The sequence below is a fragment of the Haloarcula onubensis genome (assembly GCF_031624605.1).
In the GTDB taxonomy this organism is placed as follows: Archaea; Halobacteriota; Halobacteria; order Halobacteriales; family Haloarculaceae; genus Haloarcula; species Haloarcula onubensis.
In genome coordinates this window covers 437798-453452 of record NZ_JAMQOS010000002.1, presented here as the reverse complement: position 1 = coordinate 453452, position 15655 = coordinate 437798, and the positions used below count along the sequence as shown (strand labels likewise).

The following is a 15655-nucleotide window of genomic DNA, read 5'->3' as shown; positions in this document are numbered from 1 at the left end:
ATAGAAACGGAAGGGTATGTCGACCGCATTAGTAACAGGCGTCGCAGGTTTTGTCGGATCGAATCTGGCTCACGCGCTTCTCGAAGACGGATACACCGTTCGCGGAATAGACAACTTCGAAACCGGCCGTGATAAGAATCTCGAGTCCCTGCAACAGGACGAGGCATTCACGTTCCGTGAGGTCGACATCCGTGACAGCGAGACTGTCGCTGAGCTGACTGCGGGGGTCGACTACGTCTTCCACCAGGCGGCCGTGCCCTCTGTTCCAAGGAGTGTCGATGACCCGGTGATGACGACCGACGCCAACTGTACCGGCACTGCAACAGTTCTGGATGCAGCACGCAACGCCGGTGTCGATACTGCCGTCGTTGCCTCATCGTCTTCGGTGTACGGTTCGACGGAGCAACTACCCAAGGTCGAGACGATGGAACCACGACCTGAATCGCCCTACGCCCTCTCGAAGTACTACACCGAAAAAATCGCGCTTCAATTCAGCGAACTCTATGATATCGATACTATCGCCCTCCGCTATTTCAACATCTTCGGCCCGAGACAGGACCCCGACGGGGAGTACGCCGCGGTCATCCCGAAGTTCATCGACCTCATGCGTCGCGGCGAGCGGCCCGTGATATACGGCGACGGCGAGCAGTCACGGGACTTTACGTTCATCGACAACGCGGTCCAGGCGAACATCCTGGCCGCCGAAGGGGACGCGACAGGAGAGGCTATCAATGTCGGCTGTGGTGGCCGGAAAACGATAAACGAAGTCGTCGACGCGCTGAACGAGCGGCTCGGGACGGATATCGAGCCGAGATACGATACCCGTCGCCCCGGAGACGTCCGACACTCGCACGCAGACATCTCGAAGGCAGGTGAACTGCTCGGCTACGACCCGGTCATCGGGTTCGCTGAGGGACTCGAGCGGACTATCGAGCACTACGAGGGGATGTAAGCGAGGCGTTTGTGATCAGCACGACATCGTGTAGCTACTAAAAACGGGACAATTATTAGCCTCCGTTTGAACCGGTAGCTATGTTCTCCTGGAAGAACCGTTACTGGTTCGGCCCGTTACTAATCTTTGCCGTCGGGTTAACTGCTCGAACAGCGTACTGGCTATACAAGGGTACATCTCTGGGCAGAGATACTAGCGTGTACACGGATGTCTGCAGCCTCTGGGTAGCTGACCCTGCAAGCGCACTCGTCGCAAAGAAGGGTGTTCTCTACAGCGGCTTCACGCTACCCCTGTGCGGGTTCCTCTCGATACCTGGTATGACATACGACCACTGGGTCGGATTCCAGATTCTCCTTTCGGCCCTCAGTTGCGTTGTCGTTTACCAAATCGGTTCGAAGTTGGTCGATGACCGCACCGGTCTGGTTGCCGGTCTTGCACTCGCACTCCTTTGGGACACTTTCAACTGGGATGTTTACGTGTTGAGTGATTCCCTGTTCACGGCCGGGATGGTGTTCGTCCTATGGGCGCTAATGTGGCACCACCACACTCGGGGCTGGCAATCACGGGCTGCCGTACTTGCTGGCATGGGATACCTTCTGCTATCGAGGCCACATGGGTTCCCACTTGTCGCAGGGTGGCTACTGTACGACGTGTTCCAGAGTGACAGAAAGCGTCTGGGCATCTTCGCCTCGCGAGCGGTACCCATAGGAATAGGAGTCTCTACACTCGCTAGTCTGCCGTATGTCGTTCAGCGGTACGAACTGCTAACGAAGTGGAGTCGAGGGGACATAATAGTAAGTGACGCGACATACGTGTATCCATTCATAACTGGAAGCACAGACCAGCCAGTACAATTCGTACTGACTAATGTACATCATTTACTCGTAATGGGGATTCTAAAAGCCGTGTTCTTCTTCACACCGCTACTCCTTCGACATTCGGCTATCCACATGGCGATTAATCTCACGACGTACCTGCCGGTCATTCTGATCGGCTTCTTCGGCCTCTATAGAGCGTACTGTGACGATTTCTACCTCTTCCGAATGTGGGCGACACCGGTCCTCGTCCTAACGCTTATCACTGCAGTGACGTTCGTCTCGTGGGACCTCCGCTATCGCGCGCCACTCGGACCCGTCTTCGCGCTGGCGTTTGGCTACGCCGTTAGTGATGTAGCAGACCGACAGTCAGTACGGTCGGTCCGACAGTCGCTCTGGAGGCAGGACTAGACGGAGAACCGACAGCATCTTGATCATGGCATCTCCTCGCAGTATTTTTATATTGTAATCACAACCTACCACACGATGCAGTCTGGGTGGCGATACCGACTCGTAGCTGTTTGCGGTGCGACACTGTGGGTCGCCGGCGCAGTCGTCGTCGCCAACGCGCCACTGACACAGATGGCGCTTACGGCTATCCCGCCACTCGATAACCTTCAGCCGACGACGTACACGAACGGACAACTGCTCGACCAGATCGCGACGACACTTCTTATCACACTCGCTGTCCTGTGGCCGCTGTTCAAGCCGCGTCCACGCAGAATCCTCGATACGATTTCACTGACCCACAAGCGGGTGTTCCTCACGGCCGCTGTCCTCGCGACTATCGGCTACTTCGACTGGTCGTCACGGCTGCCCCGGACGACGCTGGTGGCGACGGTGCTCTTTCTCGGTGTTGTCCTCCCGATGTGGTTCGTCGCTATCCGCCGGCGTCCGAGCGTCTCGAAGCGGGCCATCATCGTCGGTGACGACACTATCGTGATGAAGAAACTGTATGAGAGTGCGACAGTCCCCATCATCGGGGTCGTCGCGCCGTCTGGCGTCCGGTCCTCAGAGCGACCACGACAGGTCGCCGACGGCGGAATGACTATCGAGAGCGCGAGCGAACTTCCCCGGCTCGGGGGGCTATCGCGGCTGGACGCCGTCCTCGTCGAACACGACATCGACACTGTCTTACTCGCGTTCGAGCAGCCGGACCGCGAGGAGTTCTTCGGCGCGCTCGCGACCTGTTTCGAACACGGGGTGCAGGCAAAAGTGCACCGTGAGCACGCCGACAGCGTGCTGGTCGCCGACGCGGCCGGTGGCGACCTCGTCGATACGCACTTAGAGCCGTGGGACTGGCAGGATTACGCCGTCAAGCGGGTATTCGACGTTGCGTTTTCGAGTATCGCCCTCGTCTGTCTGGCTCCGCTCGTGCTCGTCATCACTATCGCCATCAAACTGGGCAGCCGCGGTCCGATACTATACACCCAAACCCGGACAGCGGCCTTCGGTGAGATATTCACCATCTACAAGTTCCGCACGATGCGGACTGGCGAGCCTGATACTGCGCCGGACTCGGACGAGAACCACCGTATCACCCGAGTCGGGCGATACCTCCGGCAAACCCATCTCGACGAGATACCCCAACTGTGGTCGATACTCGTCGGCGACATGAGTGTTGTCGGGCCGCGTGCCGCCTGGACCGACGAGGAACGACATCTCGAAGCCGAAACCAGCGAGTGGCGCAAGCGGTGGTTCGTCAAACCGGGGTTGACCGGACTCGCACAAATTAACGACATGACGAGCGAGGACCCGCGAGAGAAACTCCGATACGACATCCAGTACATCCGTCAACAGTCGTTCAGCTTCGACCTGAAGATCGTCCTTCGGCAGCTCTACAGTGTCTTCGTCGACGTGGGCTCGCTCATCGGGGAGAAGATAAGAACGCGGTAGCAGACAAACACAAAGAACATACACTGTGACAGAAACGGGTATCTATGGCCGCCCCTACAGATGCCGACGGACTCGTCGACGACGAGGGGAATCTCTTCGGCGTCGTCAACGTCGTCGATGCACTCGCACTCTTGCTCGCGCTCGCGGTCCTCGTCGCCGGCGTCGGACTAGTTCTCGGTACCAGTGACGACACCGAGACCGCCACGACACCGGAGACGGATACGACTTTCGTCACACTCGACCTCGGAACACAGCCCGACTACATCGTCGCCGCGCTCAACGAGGGGGACACCTACGCGCCGAGTAACGCGTCAACTTTGACGCTAACCGATATTTATCTCGCCCCGCAAGGCGACAAGACGCGCGTCCTCGCCCGTGCCAGACTCGAAGGTAGCATGCGTGGAGGAGCCTTCAATTACGCGGACGCACCGCCGCGACTGGGTCGGACCCTCGATATCAGCACGGATACATACAATGTCACGGGTCGAATAGGCGCCGTGGGCAGCAAGTCGAGCCTCGACACCACCACGACGACCGTTTTGCTCCGAGAGACTGTCGCGGCAAACGACGCGAGCGAAATCGCGCCCGGTGACGAAATAACGGTCAGCGACCGCACCGCAGCGACAGTCGAAGACGTAGCCGTCTACCCGACGACAGACCCCAGCAGCCGCCAGGTTCTGGTCGAGGCGAATCTCTCGACGTACACGCAACAGGGAACCCGCCACTTCGGCGGAACGGCACTCCGCCCCGGACAGCAAGTTACGCTTCCCGCGTCAGGGTACACCCTCAACGGCCGCATCGACCGAGTCGACAGCGGGCTCGAAACTGACTCATTGAGTAATCGAACAGTGACGCTGGAGATGACGGGGGTACAGCCGGAAATCGCGACGGCCATCCGTCCGGGACAGACAGAACGCGCCGGCGGACAGATGACGGCCTACATCACCGCCGTCACCACGGAGCCGACCCCCGTCGTCGCGACGGCCCAGAACGGCTCAGTCGTCGTCAGCGACCATCCGTCGCTGCAGGACGTGACGCTCACGACCGAACTTCGGGTACGCGAGACGGACAACGGCATCGAGTTCAGAGGGGAACGGCTCCAGTACGGCTCAACGGTCGTCCTCGACCTCGGAGTAGTCACTGTGCGAACGACTGTCACCGACATCGACCGATGACGTGGGACGAGTCACGAACCGCGAAGATGCTCCAGGCGGCCGAGAAGCGACTGTCACAGGCGAGCGAGGGGGCGGTGCTCGTCGGCGCAGCTGAGTCACTCGCGGGCCGCCTCGAAGCGCTGGTCCGAAACTCGCGCTGCTACCGGTGGCTAACCGCGGAGCCCAACCCGGATGTAATCGTCATCGACCTGCGGGAGACGTACACGGTGGGGCCATTCATTGGCCTGCTGGAGACAGTCGCCAGACCGGTCGAGCGGGCGTGGTCGAACTCGGGACTCGAATCCGCTGCAGCCACCGCGGGGACGACTATGTCGGGTTCGCGGATTGGGCAACTACTGAGTGCGTTTTTAGAACCGCCGGAATCGCCCGAGAGGGAACGGTAAAGAAGTGAGGGCAAAGGCGAGTAGCGCTCCAGCTTACCCACACTTGTGTTCTACTTATTTCGAGGCTCGCTGATTCGTTCGATTCGTCGGCGCTGCTCGGTGGAGATATCTGTGTTTCTGGCCGACGCAAGCTGGGAATTGATAAGTCCGTTGAGCTGTGGCCCCCACGTTTCCGGCGGGTTCGAATCAATATACTCGGCCCAGCGCTTGATCTGTTCGAGCCGTTGCTCTCGGTTGCGCTCTCGCTTTTCGGCGAGCGACTTACGCTCGCTGGAGTCGGTCATACGCGTCAGTCACCTCTAACTCTCTGACCCACTGTTCGAGTTCACGACGACTAAGCGTTTCGCCGAACAACACGTACAGACGGGCTGCATCCTCGAAATACTTCTGCGTACCAGATACAGTTTGTACGCGATTTGGAGTTCGAGTGGACCAATCGGAAGCGAACTGCTGCCGACACGATCGGTAAGACCATTATCGAGGGATTCCCGGTCGTACTGGTCAGTCGTGTATTTCATTTCTACGGTGGTAGTTGTCACGTTCAAATACAGTCCCCACTCACAAGGCACTCTCCACTGCTCATAATCTATTCTCTCGTGGATCATCGACAAATTCGTAGAGCCCGCCCTGATTCACTTGCTCAATCCATCCGGCATTCTTTAGATTACGAAGAGCGTACTCAACCTGCCCCTTGTCAAGAGAGGTATTCTGACGTATAAAGAGAGGATTCACACGCCCCCAAGGGTCGCCGGAGTCACGGCCTTGCTTGAACAAGTCAATCACGGTTGCCTCCCGATCATTCGGCTCGTAGTTCTCGTTGACCATCCGTTGTTCTTGCATATTGGGTACGAAAGATAATACTCAGCATTTTGCCCGGTGATTTTCTTGGCTTTACGCCTAGTGTTTTGCTAAGCAAAAGACTAAGTAGTAGCCCAGTGTAAATAATACTGAAAAGCGCGGTACGCCTCACAGAAGATGAGGCCGGTGTTGAAGGCACCGACCCCGCGCTTCGGAGCAACCGAAGCATGTCAATGAAGATATCCGCCGGACTTCAGGATTCCGGCACGACAGACGAATCAGTCCCCGAAAACGCGGAAGCCGATATCAATCTCGCGGAACTGATTGAGCGGAGCGAGAACACCGACTGGAATAACGTGCCGGGCACCATAGGTGCCGAGGCCGACACGCGGATGGCGCATCTGATTGAGATGCGCGGGACCGTTCGGGGGAGATCTGTGATTGTATGCCGAACCGTCCCAGATGCGGCAATTGCTCTCTCGGGGGTGTCGGTGTCGACCTCTAACGTCGGCACCGATGGCGGTAGTGATGACATCAACGAAGATGACAGCAACGCCGAACTCGACTACGGTCGCAACACGATCGTAAACACGTCTGCCGGCTGGAGGTCTGGACGGACGGCAACTACGGCACCTCAGAACCGTGATTGAAGACATCGACCGTGACGTGTTCGTTCGGATTCAGACCGACCTGCTGGTGGTCGGGGATAGCATCATGACCGATAGACACCACGCCTCGAACGGCAACTACGAGGACAACGACCCGCAGAACCAGATCGGCGGTATCATTCCCGCCTTCCCGCTCTCGGGCTGGCTCCGGCACGGAATGGAGCGTGTCGTCTCTGAGAACGACGGCACCGCTTGCCATCCCGGGGAGTCGAACGCGAACTTCATGAAGGAAGATGTCTACGAGCGCGACCTCGATGACGGCTATCACGAGAAGGGCGCGTGCGTCGAAGATGCAAGAGAAGACCACGGTTGTGTGGTCTTTGACCTCTTTGGTGGCTTCGGCAATCAACCGGGAAAGGTGATGCGTCGCCCAATCAAATTCAACCCCGTCCGCACCAGCGTGGACTACACGCGCGGACAGGCCGAGGGTCACTACCGGCGACTCAACCGGAATATCGTCTCCCGAAACCGGGAGGACAACCGCGAACCGCTACGGAACGCGGAGCTGGACGCAGTGGCAAATCTGGACGGCTGTTGGCATCTCTCGTTCCGAGAGACGAAGCCCGAATTCATCGGTCTCCTCGCGGAGGGGATTGACTTCCTCGATGGGCACAAGACGGACTTCATGCACCAGCTCGGTGGTGCGCGGAACTTTGGTGCAGGGATCGTCGATTGTCACCTCATCAATCCGCTTTACGAGAAGCGCGAGCTGAAGCGCGTTTTCGACCGGGGAAAGGGCAACACGAACAAGATGGACGAGAAAGACGCCCAGTGGACCGAGGAGTACCGCCCGGCGTTCGTGGAGGCACTGGAAGCGCGTGTCGAGGAGGGGCCGTAGATGGGAGAGAACGCCACCCGCAACGACTTCCAAGGCGACAGCGGTCAAGATGTGATGGTTACCGCGTACCGCCACGACACCCACAAGCTGAACGGCAAGACGCACCAGGACGCGCCGGACACCTTCCACGGCGTCCCGGTGAATCAGACCGTCCCGCACGGCGCGGACGGCGATGCGTCAGCACTCTCCCGACCCAACGGGAAGCCCGAGCAGACGGTTGACAACCACGAGACGCACTACCGGCTCTCGCTGCTGACTGGCGACTCTCATTACGACCCAGAAGAGTTCTCACGCCCGCGTCTCTCTGAGGCCATCAGCGATCTGCTGACGGGTACCGACCCCGAGGCGATGCATCGGTCGTGGCTCACGTCGGACGTAGCGAGCGGCTTCAACGAGAGCATCTACTACCCGTACACGAGCCTCAAGTACCACACGCTCCTCGTGACGGCGCTCTTGGACAACTACCGCACCGGTCACGAGTTCGGCGATCTCCTCCTGGTTGTTGATGATGCCGATGAGATCGTGCCCCACCGGACAGTGTACGCGGGTGACCGCTTTGCGCTCCGAATCGACGAGAGCGCGGACGGGCGACCGTGGGCGCGCCTTGGAAGCCGCCCATGGCGGTCGTGGGCGTCGGCGTGGAAGCGCCTCACTGCACACCCACTCAATGTCAATCACGATAAGCACAACATGGTGCTCGATGCGAACCTCCGGCGGATCTGGAGTTGGAGCACCGCGCTCCAGTACATCGAGGATCTCGAAACCCGTGGAGAGAACGCGTGACGCGTATCCAGCAGGTTCATTGGGAGTTGGATATGGACTACCTCGGGCACCCGTACTACGTGAGCGGGAACGCGATCTACCATGCGCTCGGGATGCGCCTGGAGCACGACGTCCACCAGCACGTCAACGCCAGCCACGGGATGTTCGTGCCGGGGCAGTTCGGGAGGTTTCCCGAGGACCACTCACAGAGCGGGATTCGCCCGTACATGGGGTCGTCGTTTCCTGGCGTGGAAAGCTACGACGACTTGTTCCTCTTTCGGCAGCCCGACCATCCATGGCTGCTCGATACCCGACCTCGCGACGGGCTGAACGCTCATGACATCCGGTTCCAAAGCGGGATGCCCGCGCTGGCTTACGAGACGATTATGGGTCGGCCTGACGGCGCGCGAAAGCAGCAACAGACCACGCGTTGGTACGTGAACGCCTACTTGCACGCCGATGACCCGGACGTTCTGCCCATCGGCGAGGACGTGCTTGACGGCCTCCAATTCGGAGGCAAACGCAACTACGGGTACGGGACGACCACGCTGAAAGACACGCAAATCGTTGACCTAGAGGCCCTGGATTACTCGCGTCTCGAAGACGGCGAAGCGTTCATTCTCGAACTCGTGACGCCGTTCGTGCTCCGGTCGGAGTACCCGGAGGCGAACAACGTGGACGTGCCGTGGTGGTGGAACGTAGACGATGAAGCGCAGCTGCGCCACCGACTGGAGAAGGTCATCGAGGGCGGCGACATATACGAGTTGGAGACTGTCGATCACGGCATAGTCGTCGGCTACGATGGTGACCGCCCCGTGGAGACCGCAATGTCCGGACTCACCCGCGTCGGGAACCACTCGAAGTACGGCTTCGGAGAGCTTCGAGTGAAGCCAGTCGAGCCAGATGAGACTAACGTCAAGAAACAAATAGAAAAGCCGAACTCGGAGCACTGACAAACGAACAATGACCGGCAAGGATTCTGCAGTGTCCCGGTCGGTCAAATTAAATAAAGTAGATCACATTATCAACAAAAATTACTCCACCGTCACGCTTTTCGCCAGATTCCGCGGCTTGTCGATGTTGCGCCCCAACTTCGCCGCGACGTGATACGACAGCAACTGGAGATGAGCGTTCGCCAGCACAGCAGCAGCCCGTTCGTGAGTCTCGGGAATCTCCAGCACGTGGTCGGCGTACCGATGCACGTCGGTCTGGCCGTCCGTAATCGCCACGACCGGCGCGTCGCGCGCTTCCACTTCCTTGACGTTGCCCACCGTCTTGCGGGCCTTCTCGTCGTCGCCGATAATCACGGCGAAGACCGGGGTCTCGGAGGTCACGAGCGCCAGCGGGCCGTGTTTCAACTCACCAGCGGCGAAGCCCTCGGCGTGTTTGTACGTAATTTCCTTCATCTTCAGGGCGCCCTCCAGCGCGACGGGGAACTGGAGCCCGCGGCCGATGAAGAAGTACGCGCCGGCGCCGGTGTACGTCTCGGCGACCTCCTCGGCGCGGGACTCGTCTAAGATGCGCTGGAGGTCCCCGGGGAGTTCCCGGAGCGCGTTGATGACCTCGCGGGCCTCGTCGGAGCGGGTCATCCCCAGCGTGAGCAGGTTTAGCGCGGCCAGTTGCGAGGAGAAGGTCTTGCTCGCGGCGACGCCGATTTCGGGGCCGGCGCGGATGTAGAAGGCGTGGTCGCACTCGCGGGCGGCCGTCGAGCCGACGACGTTCGTGACCACCAGCGTTCGGGCGCCGCGTTTCTGGGCCGCCCGGAGCGCCGAGAGGGTGTCGGCCGTCTCCCCGCTCTGGGTGACGCCGACGACCAAGGCGTCGCCGATGGGCGGTACCGAGGTGGCGTACTCGCTGGCGAGGAAGGCCTGGGCCGGGATACCGGCCTCGCGAAACAGCTGCGCGCCGTACAGCGCGGCGTGGTAGGAGGTCCCGCAGGCGACGAAGTGGACGCCGGTCGGCGAGAGGTCACCCAGGTCGTCTAAGTCGACGGTGCCGGCCATCTCGTCGACGCGCTCGCGCAGACACTGTCGCAGGGCGCGGGGCTGTTCGTGAATCTCCTTTATCATGAAGTGGTCGTAGCCGCTCTTGCCGGTCTCCTCGGGGTCCCACTCGATGGTGTCGACGTCCTTCTCGACGCGGACGCCGTCGGAATCGGTGACCGTCCAGCCGCTCTCGTCGAGGCGGGCGAACTCGCCGTCTGAGAGGTAGACCACCTGGTCGGTGAAGTCGCGAAAGGCAGGGACGTCACTGGCGAGGTAGGTCGCGCCGTCGTCCAGTCCGAGCACGAGCGGGGAGTCGTGCCTGGCCGCGAAGATGGCCTCGGTGCCGGCGACGACGGCCGCGATGGCGTAGCTCCCCTCCAGTCGGGCGATGGCTTCCCGGACGGCGTCCTCGGGAGCCAGCCCATCGGCAAGCCCGTCCTCGATGAGGTGGGGGACGACTTCGGTGTCCGTATCGGAGGTGAAGGTGTGGCCGGCGGCGACCAGTTCGTCGCGCAGGCGCTGGTAGTTCTCGATGATGCCGTTGTGGACGACGGCCACGTCGCCGCGGCAGTCCTGGTGGGGGTGGGCGTTGCCGTCGGTCGGCGGCCCGTGCGTGCTCCAGCGGGTGTGGCCGATACCGACCGAGCCCGAAAGCGAGGTCTTCGAGAGAGCGTCTCGGAGTTCCTCTATCTTGCCCGAGGTCTTACAGAGCGACACCGAGTCGTCGGCCATCGCGACGCCGGCCGAATCGTATCCCCGGTACTCCAGTTTCGAGAGGCCGTGGACCAGCGTGTCGAGCGTCTCGTCGCCGCGGCCGACACAGCCGATAATGCCGCACATCAGCGGGTCACCTCCGCGCCCTCGGAGACGTTGCCACGCACGGTCACGCCCACGTCGAGGTGGGCCTTCGGGCCGACGAGCGACCCCGGCGTGACGCTGACGTTGCCGCGGGCCCGCGCCCGGTCGGCGATGACCGCACCGAGGCGCTGTTCCTCGAAGACCTGCGTCCCGACCTGAACGTCGGCCGGCCCCGACGGCACCGTCGTGCTCGCGCCGAGGTGAACGTCCTGGCCGGTGACAGTGTCGATGAGTGTCGAGCCGGGGTCGATGCGCGTGTCGGCGTCGACGACGCTGTCCTGGACGACGACGTTCGAGCCGACGGTGACGTTACTGCCGAGTGCCGTGTTCGGACCGATGACGGCGTCGGGGCCGACCTCGCAGTCCTGGCCGACGACGACCGGTCCCTGCAGGACGGCCTCGCGGTGGACCCTGGCGGAGTCGGCAATCCAGACGCCGTCGCTGCGGGGCGACTCGACCACGCGGCCCCGGGAGAGCACCTCGCGGGCGACGGTCAGTAGGTCCCACGGGTAGGTGGCGTCGACCCACATCCCGTCGACCTCGACGCCGCGGACCCGGTCGCGTTCGATGATGCGCGCTAAGGTGTCCGTCAGCGCGAGTTCCCCCTCCTGTCGGGGCGTCTCCTCGATAGCCGTAAAGATGTCCGCGGAGAAAGCGTAGACGCCGCCGTTGATGAGCCGGTAGTCGCCGTCGCGAGGTTTCTCGACGAGTTCCGCTATCTCGTCGCCGTGTATCTCGACGGCCCCGTAGCGGCTCGTCTCCTGGCGTTCGACGACGGCCAGCGACGGGTCGCCCGTCTCGGCGAAGCTGTCGGCGACGGCCGACACCGTCCCGGCGTCGATGAGTCGGTCGCCGTTGAGCACGAGCATCGAGTCCTCGACCGCCTCGCGCGCCTGCAAGAGCGCGTGGCCGCTGCCCAGTTGCTTGTGCTGGGTGACGTAGGTCACGGGTACGTCGCGATAGGTCGGGCCGAAGTGGTTCTGGACCCGGTCGCGCTTGTAGCCCACGACCGCGACGAGTTCCTCGACGCCCGCCTCGACCAGGGCGTCGAAGACGTGTTCGAGAATGGGGCGATTCCCCGCCGGCAGCATCGGTTTCGGTCGGTTGCGCGTCAGCGGTCGCAGTCGGGTCCCCTCGCCAGCGGCGAGTACCACCGCCGTGTCGATGTCCATACACGTATCACTGCAAGCAGGGATTTGAATATGGCGGGCCTAGTTGACGCAAAAATTGCGCGCGTGGCCGAAACCGGCATACCGAAGCGTCGTCGCGCGAATTCGTCCGGGTGTCGAAGCGGCCGGTATCGCGCTGTGGTGTTCCGGTTCCGGTCGCCGTTCTGCTTCGAGGTAGTTCGCTTCGCTCACTCCCTCGCTACTCGCGGGTCGTCCCTCCCCGTTCGCTTGTTCGGAGGACCCTCCCACTGGTCGGTTCCTCCTACTGCTCGCCCATCCGGTCCCCAGCGACCCGCCGCCCTTTCGTGGTCAGCGACACCTCGGTCCGTTCGCGCAACACGCTGATGACGTCGAGTTCGATGAGGCGGTCGAAGATTTCCTCCGTCTTCTCGACGTCGATGCCGACGAAGTTCGGGATGTCGAACGGCGACACGCCCGAATGAAGCGCCATGATGACCCGCTTTTCGGTCGAGGAGAGGTCCAGGTCGGCGCGGTTCTGTTCGGCGCTGTCTTCGAGCATCGTCCGGAGGACGGTGGCGTGGAACTCCTCGCCGGCGAGGTGAGTCTCGACGCTGATGTCGGCCTCGCTGTGTTCGACCTGGATGACGGTCCGCTCCTCGCCCGAAACCTGCTTGTCCTCGACGGTCAGGTCGCCGATGTCGGTCCGTTCGATGTCTACGGCCTGTCCGTCGGCCATCGCGAGGCGAACGGCCTCGTCGGAGACCTTCAGTCGGCCCTTCGTCCACTCGTTGCTCTTGACGACGCCGCCTTTCACCGCCGGGTGCTGGACGAGGATGACCGCACCGTCCAGGCTCGCCCGGTAGAAATCCGTCTGGAACGCCTCGTGGTCCGACGCCGAGACCAGGAGGACGTCCTCGCCGACGTGGAGGGCGACGTACTCGGAGACGCCGGCGCTCTGCTGGTTCACGTCGAACCGGTCGGCGATGCGGTCGATGTCGGTCAGTGCGACCTGTCGCTTGCCGTCGGCGATGAGCGCCAGCCGTTCAGTGGTGAGGATGATGCGACAGTTCTGCCACTCGGCGTCGGTGAGCCGCTGGCCCTGCGAGACCGCCTGCAGGTACTGGCCCTGCATGTCGGCGATTTTCTTCTCTGTGTCGCTCATACGCCGGTCTTACGCCGTCGTTATCGAGGCCTGCGCAAATAGGTTCCGCCGCCAGTGTCGATACTGAGAACGGGCCCGGCGGTGGCAGGGTCGGTCGACGCGCGCGAACCCGGACACTGGGGTACGATTGTGCGAGCCGTAGGAGGCCCCTACCGGGGGTGACCGACCCCTCCGTTTATCATTGACCCCCGAGTTGTCTGTGATAGACCATGTCAGATGAGGAGGTCCAACTTGAAGCACGACTCGAAGCGCAGGACGTCTTCGAGCCACCGGAGTCGTTCGTAGAGCAGGCCAACGTCGCCGACCCCGCCATCTACGACGAGTTCGAGGAGGAGGGGGCCAAAGCCTGGGAGCGGGCCGCGGAACTGCTCGACTGGGAGGACGAGTGGGACCAGGTGCTCGACGACAGCGACGCCCCGTTCTACGAGTGGTTCACGGACGGGAAGCTGAACGCCTCGGCCAACTGCCTGGACCGACACCTCGACGAGCGGGGCGACGAGGCGGCCATCGAGTGGGTCGGCGAACTCGGGGAGACGCGGACGTACAGCTACGCCGACCTCCACCGGGAGGTCAACGAGTTCGCCGCCGCGCTGCGCGAGCTGGGCGTCGAGGAGGATGACGTGGTCACGATGTACATGCCGATGATTCCGGAGCTTCCCATCGCCATGCTGGCGTGTGCCCGCATCGGCGCGCCCCACTCCGTCGTCTTCGCGGGCTTCTCCGCGGACGCGCTGGCGACCCGGATGGAGTCGGCCGACTCGGAGTTCCTCGTCACCTGCGACGGCTACTACCGCCGCGGGGACCCGCTGCCACACAAAGAGAAGGCAAACGAAGGGCTCGAAGACGTGGGTCACGACGTCGAGACGGTGGTCGTCGACCGACTGGACGACGACTACGACCACCCGATGAAAGACGGCGAGCACGACTACGACGAACTCGTCGCCGACCACGAGGGCGCCGAGGTCGACCCGGTGACGCGGGACGCCGAGGACATGCTGTTTCTCATGTACACCTCCGGGACGACCGGCCAGCCAAAGGGCGTGAAACACACGACCGGCGGCTATCTGTCCTACGCCGCCTGGACCAGCCACGCGGTACTGGACGTCAAACCCGACGACACCTACTGGTGTTCGGCCGACATCGGCTGGATTACCGGCCACTCCTACATCGTCTATGGCCCGCTGGCGCTCGGGACGACCACGGTGATGTACGAGGGGACGCCGGACTACCCGGAGAAAGACCGGCTGTGGGAAATCGTCGAAGACTACGACGTGACCCAGCTATACACCGCGCCCACGGCCATCCGCGCGTTCATGAAGTGGGGGCAGGAGTACCCCGACGAGCACGACCTCTCCAGTCTCCGCTTGCTGGGGACCGTCGGCGAGCCCATCAACCCCCGCGCGTGGAAGTGGTACTACAAACACATCGGCAACGAGTCCTGTCCCGTCGTCGACACCTGGTGGCAGACCGAGACCGGCGGGATGATGCTGACGACGCTGCCCGCAATCGGCGAGATGAAGCCCGGTTCCGCGGGGCCGCCGCTGCCGGGTATCAGCGCCGACGTGGTCGACGTTGGCGGCGACCCCGTGGGCGCCGGTGAAGCGGGCTATCTCGTCGTCAACCAGCCCTGGCCCGGCATGCTCCGGACGCTGTACAACAACGACGAGCGCTTCATCGACGAGTACTGGCGGGAGTACTCCAACCCCGACCGCGACGAGTGGGTGTACTTCCCCGAGGACGGCGCGAAACTCGACGAGGACGGCTACATCACCGTGCTGGGTCGGGTCGACGACGTGCTCAACGTCTCGGGCCACCGCCTCGGGACGATGGAGATAGAGAGCGCCATCGTCGGCGTCGAGGGCGTCGCCGAGGCGGCGGTCGTCGGCGGGAAACACGAGATAAAGGGCGAGGCCGTCTACGCCTACGTCATCACCGAGGACGGCACCACGGAGGACGACGACCTGAAAGACGCAATCATCGAGGGCGTCGAGGACGCCATCGGCCCCATCGCGCGGCCGGAGGCCATCATCTTCACGCCCGAACTGCCAAAGACCCGCTCGGGCAAGATAATGCGTCGCCTCCTCGAAGACATCGCCAACGGCGAGGAACTGGGCGACACCAGCACGCTGCGCAACCCCGACGTGGTCAGCGACATCCAGTCGAAAGTGAGCGACGACTGAGCGGGACTGCTACCGGTCTCCCGGATATCGCCGACGCGGGTCGGTAACGGCGC

The 15655-nt window shown here is 62.1% G+C and carries 15 protein-coding genes; 10 read left to right on the top strand and 5 right to left on the bottom strand.

Going from position 1 to position 15655, the window contains the following annotated elements:
- Window positions 1-16: 16 nt before the first annotated feature.
- From NDI86_RS09085 to NDI86_RS09065, 5 genes are all read left to right on the top strand, one after another.
- Complete coding sequence (locus tag NDI86_RS09085; protein ID WP_310900100.1) at window positions 17-952, top strand: SDR family oxidoreductase; 936 nt, start codon at window positions 17-19, stop codon at window positions 950-952.
- A gap of 80 nt (window positions 953-1032) precedes the next feature.
- Window positions 1033-2178 carry a glycosyltransferase family 39 protein gene (locus tag NDI86_RS09080; RefSeq protein WP_310900099.1) on the top strand — a complete coding sequence of 382 codons (1146 nt, stop codon included), beginning with the start codon at window positions 1033-1035 and terminating at the stop codon, window positions 2176-2178.
- A 75-nt stretch (window positions 2179-2253) separates the two neighbouring features.
- Window positions 2254-3663 carry a sugar transferase gene (locus NDI86_RS09075; RefSeq protein ID WP_310900098.1) on the top strand — a complete coding sequence of 470 codons (1410 nt, stop codon included), beginning with the start codon at window positions 2254-2256 and terminating at the stop codon, window positions 3661-3663.
- Window positions 3664-3707: 44 nt separating this feature from the next.
- Window positions 3708-4838 (top strand): DUF4330 family protein, encoded by a 1131-nt coding sequence (locus NDI86_RS09070; RefSeq protein WP_310900097.1) that lies wholly within the window; start codon window positions 3708-3710, stop codon window positions 4836-4838.
- Window positions 4835-5221, top strand: coding sequence for a hypothetical protein (locus tag NDI86_RS09065; RefSeq protein ID WP_310900096.1), 387 nt, complete (start codon window positions 4835-4837; stop codon window positions 5219-5221). The genes NDI86_RS09070 and NDI86_RS09065 overlap by 4 nt, the downstream gene beginning before the upstream one ends.
- Window positions 5222-5271: 50 nt before the next feature.
- On the opposite strand, the gene NDI86_RS09060 is transcribed toward NDI86_RS09065, so the two are convergent.
- Both NDI86_RS09060 and NDI86_RS09055 read right to left on the bottom strand, forming a co-directional pair.
- Window positions 5272-5505 (bottom strand): DUF8150 family protein, encoded by a 234-nt coding sequence (locus NDI86_RS09060; protein WP_310900095.1) that lies wholly within the window; start codon window positions 5503-5505, stop codon window positions 5272-5274.
- 295 nt (window positions 5506-5800) lie between these two features.
- Window positions 5801-6046 carry a MarR family transcriptional regulator gene (locus tag NDI86_RS09055; RefSeq protein WP_310900094.1) on the bottom strand — a complete coding sequence of 82 codons (246 nt, stop codon included), beginning with the start codon at window positions 6044-6046 and terminating at the stop codon, window positions 5801-5803.
- Between the two features lie 200 nt (window positions 6047-6246).
- Here NDI86_RS09055 and NDI86_RS09050 point away from each other — a divergent pair, with 200 nt between their 5' ends.
- Genes NDI86_RS09050 through NDI86_RS09035 form a run of 4 tightly spaced genes read left to right on the top strand, consistent with a single transcriptional unit; the run spans window position 6247 to window position 9240 of the window.
- Entirely contained in the window at window positions 6247-6669 is a 423-nt protein-coding gene (locus NDI86_RS09050) for a hypothetical protein (RefSeq protein ID WP_310900093.1), read from the top strand.
- Window positions 6662-7525, top strand: a complete 864-nt coding sequence (locus NDI86_RS09045; RefSeq protein ID WP_310900092.1) for a hypothetical protein — start codon at window positions 6662-6664, stop codon at window positions 7523-7525. Before NDI86_RS09050 ends, NDI86_RS09045 begins: the two co-directional genes overlap by 8 nt.
- Window positions 7526-8308 carry a DUF8168 family protein gene (locus NDI86_RS09040; protein WP_310900091.1) on the top strand — a complete coding sequence of 261 codons (783 nt, stop codon included), beginning with the start codon at window positions 7526-7528 and terminating at the stop codon, window positions 8306-8308. It abuts the gene before it with no gap.
- Entirely contained in the window at window positions 8305-9240 is a 936-nt protein-coding gene (locus NDI86_RS09035; protein ID WP_417936253.1) for a hypothetical protein, read from the top strand. The genes NDI86_RS09040 and NDI86_RS09035 overlap by 4 nt, the downstream gene beginning before the upstream one ends.
- An 81-nt stretch (window positions 9241-9321) precedes the next feature.
- Here the strand turns inward: NDI86_RS09035 and glmS are convergent, their stop codons facing one another.
- The 3 genes from glmS to NDI86_RS09020 all read right to left on the bottom strand — a co-directional run bounded on the left by glmS (window position 9322) and on the right by NDI86_RS09020 (window position 13422).
- Window positions 9322-11112, bottom strand: coding sequence for a glutamine--fructose-6-phosphate transaminase (isomerizing) (gene glmS / locus NDI86_RS09030; RefSeq protein WP_310900089.1), 1791 nt, complete (start codon window positions 11110-11112; stop codon window positions 9322-9324).
- Window positions 11112-12302 (bottom strand): bifunctional sugar-1-phosphate nucleotidylyltransferase/acetyltransferase, encoded by a 1191-nt coding sequence (glmU, locus tag NDI86_RS09025; RefSeq protein ID WP_310900088.1) that lies wholly within the window; start codon window positions 12300-12302, stop codon window positions 11112-11114. Before glmU ends, glmS begins: the two co-directional genes overlap by 1 nt.
- Window positions 12303-12561: 259 nt before the next feature.
- Window positions 12562-13422, bottom strand: a complete 861-nt coding sequence (locus NDI86_RS09020) for a CheF family chemotaxis protein (protein WP_310900087.1) — start codon at window positions 13420-13422, stop codon at window positions 12562-12564.
- 209 nt (window positions 13423-13631) lie between these two features.
- Here NDI86_RS09020 and acs point away from each other — a divergent pair, with 209 nt between their 5' ends.
- Window positions 13632-15602, top strand: a complete 1971-nt coding sequence (gene acs, locus NDI86_RS09015; protein WP_310900086.1) for an acetate--CoA ligase — start codon at window positions 13632-13634, stop codon at window positions 15600-15602.
- The last annotated feature ends 53 nt before the right edge of the window (window positions 15603-15655 follow it).

Excerpts from the sequence above, each read along its gene's own strand:
- NDI86_RS09085 (WP_310900100.1), top strand. The coding sequence starts at position 17 with ATGTCGACCGCATTAGTAACAGGCGTCGCAGGTTTTGTCGGATCGAAT.
- NDI86_RS09080 (WP_310900099.1), top strand. The coding sequence starts at position 1,033 with ATGTTCTCCTGGAAGAACCGTTACTGGTTCGGCCCGTTACTAATCTTT.
- NDI86_RS09075 (WP_310900098.1), top strand. The coding sequence starts at position 2,254 with ATGCAGTCTGGGTGGCGATACCGACTCGTAGCTGTTTGCGGTGCGACA.
- NDI86_RS09070 (WP_310900097.1), top strand. The coding sequence starts at position 3,708 with ATGGCCGCCCCTACAGATGCCGACGGACTCGTCGACGACGAGGGGAAT.
- NDI86_RS09065 (WP_310900096.1), top strand. The coding sequence starts at position 4,835 with ATGACGTGGGACGAGTCACGAACCGCGAAGATGCTCCAGGCGGCCGAG.
- NDI86_RS09060 (WP_310900095.1), bottom strand. The coding sequence starts at position 5,505 with ATGACCGACTCCAGCGAGCGTAAGTCGCTCGCCGAAAAGCGAGAGCGC.
- NDI86_RS09055 (WP_310900094.1), bottom strand. The coding sequence starts at position 6,046 with ATGGTCAACGAGAACTACGAGCCGAATGATCGGGAGGCAACCGTGATT.
- NDI86_RS09050 (WP_310900093.1), top strand. The coding sequence starts at position 6,247 with ATGTCAATGAAGATATCCGCCGGACTTCAGGATTCCGGCACGACAGAC.
- NDI86_RS09040 (WP_310900091.1), top strand. The coding sequence starts at position 7,526 with ATGGGAGAGAACGCCACCCGCAACGACTTCCAAGGCGACAGCGGTCAA.
- glmS (WP_310900089.1), bottom strand. The coding sequence starts at position 11,112 with ATGTGCGGCATTATCGGCTGTGTCGGCCGCGGCGACGAGACGCTCGAC.
- glmU (WP_310900088.1), bottom strand. The coding sequence starts at position 12,302 with ATGGACATCGACACGGCGGTGGTACTCGCCGCTGGCGAGGGGACCCGA.
- NDI86_RS09020 (WP_310900087.1), bottom strand. The coding sequence starts at position 13,422 with ATGAGCGACACAGAGAAGAAAATCGCCGACATGCAGGGCCAGTACCTG.
- acs (WP_310900086.1), top strand. The coding sequence starts at position 13,632 with ATGTCAGATGAGGAGGTCCAACTTGAAGCACGACTCGAAGCGCAGGAC.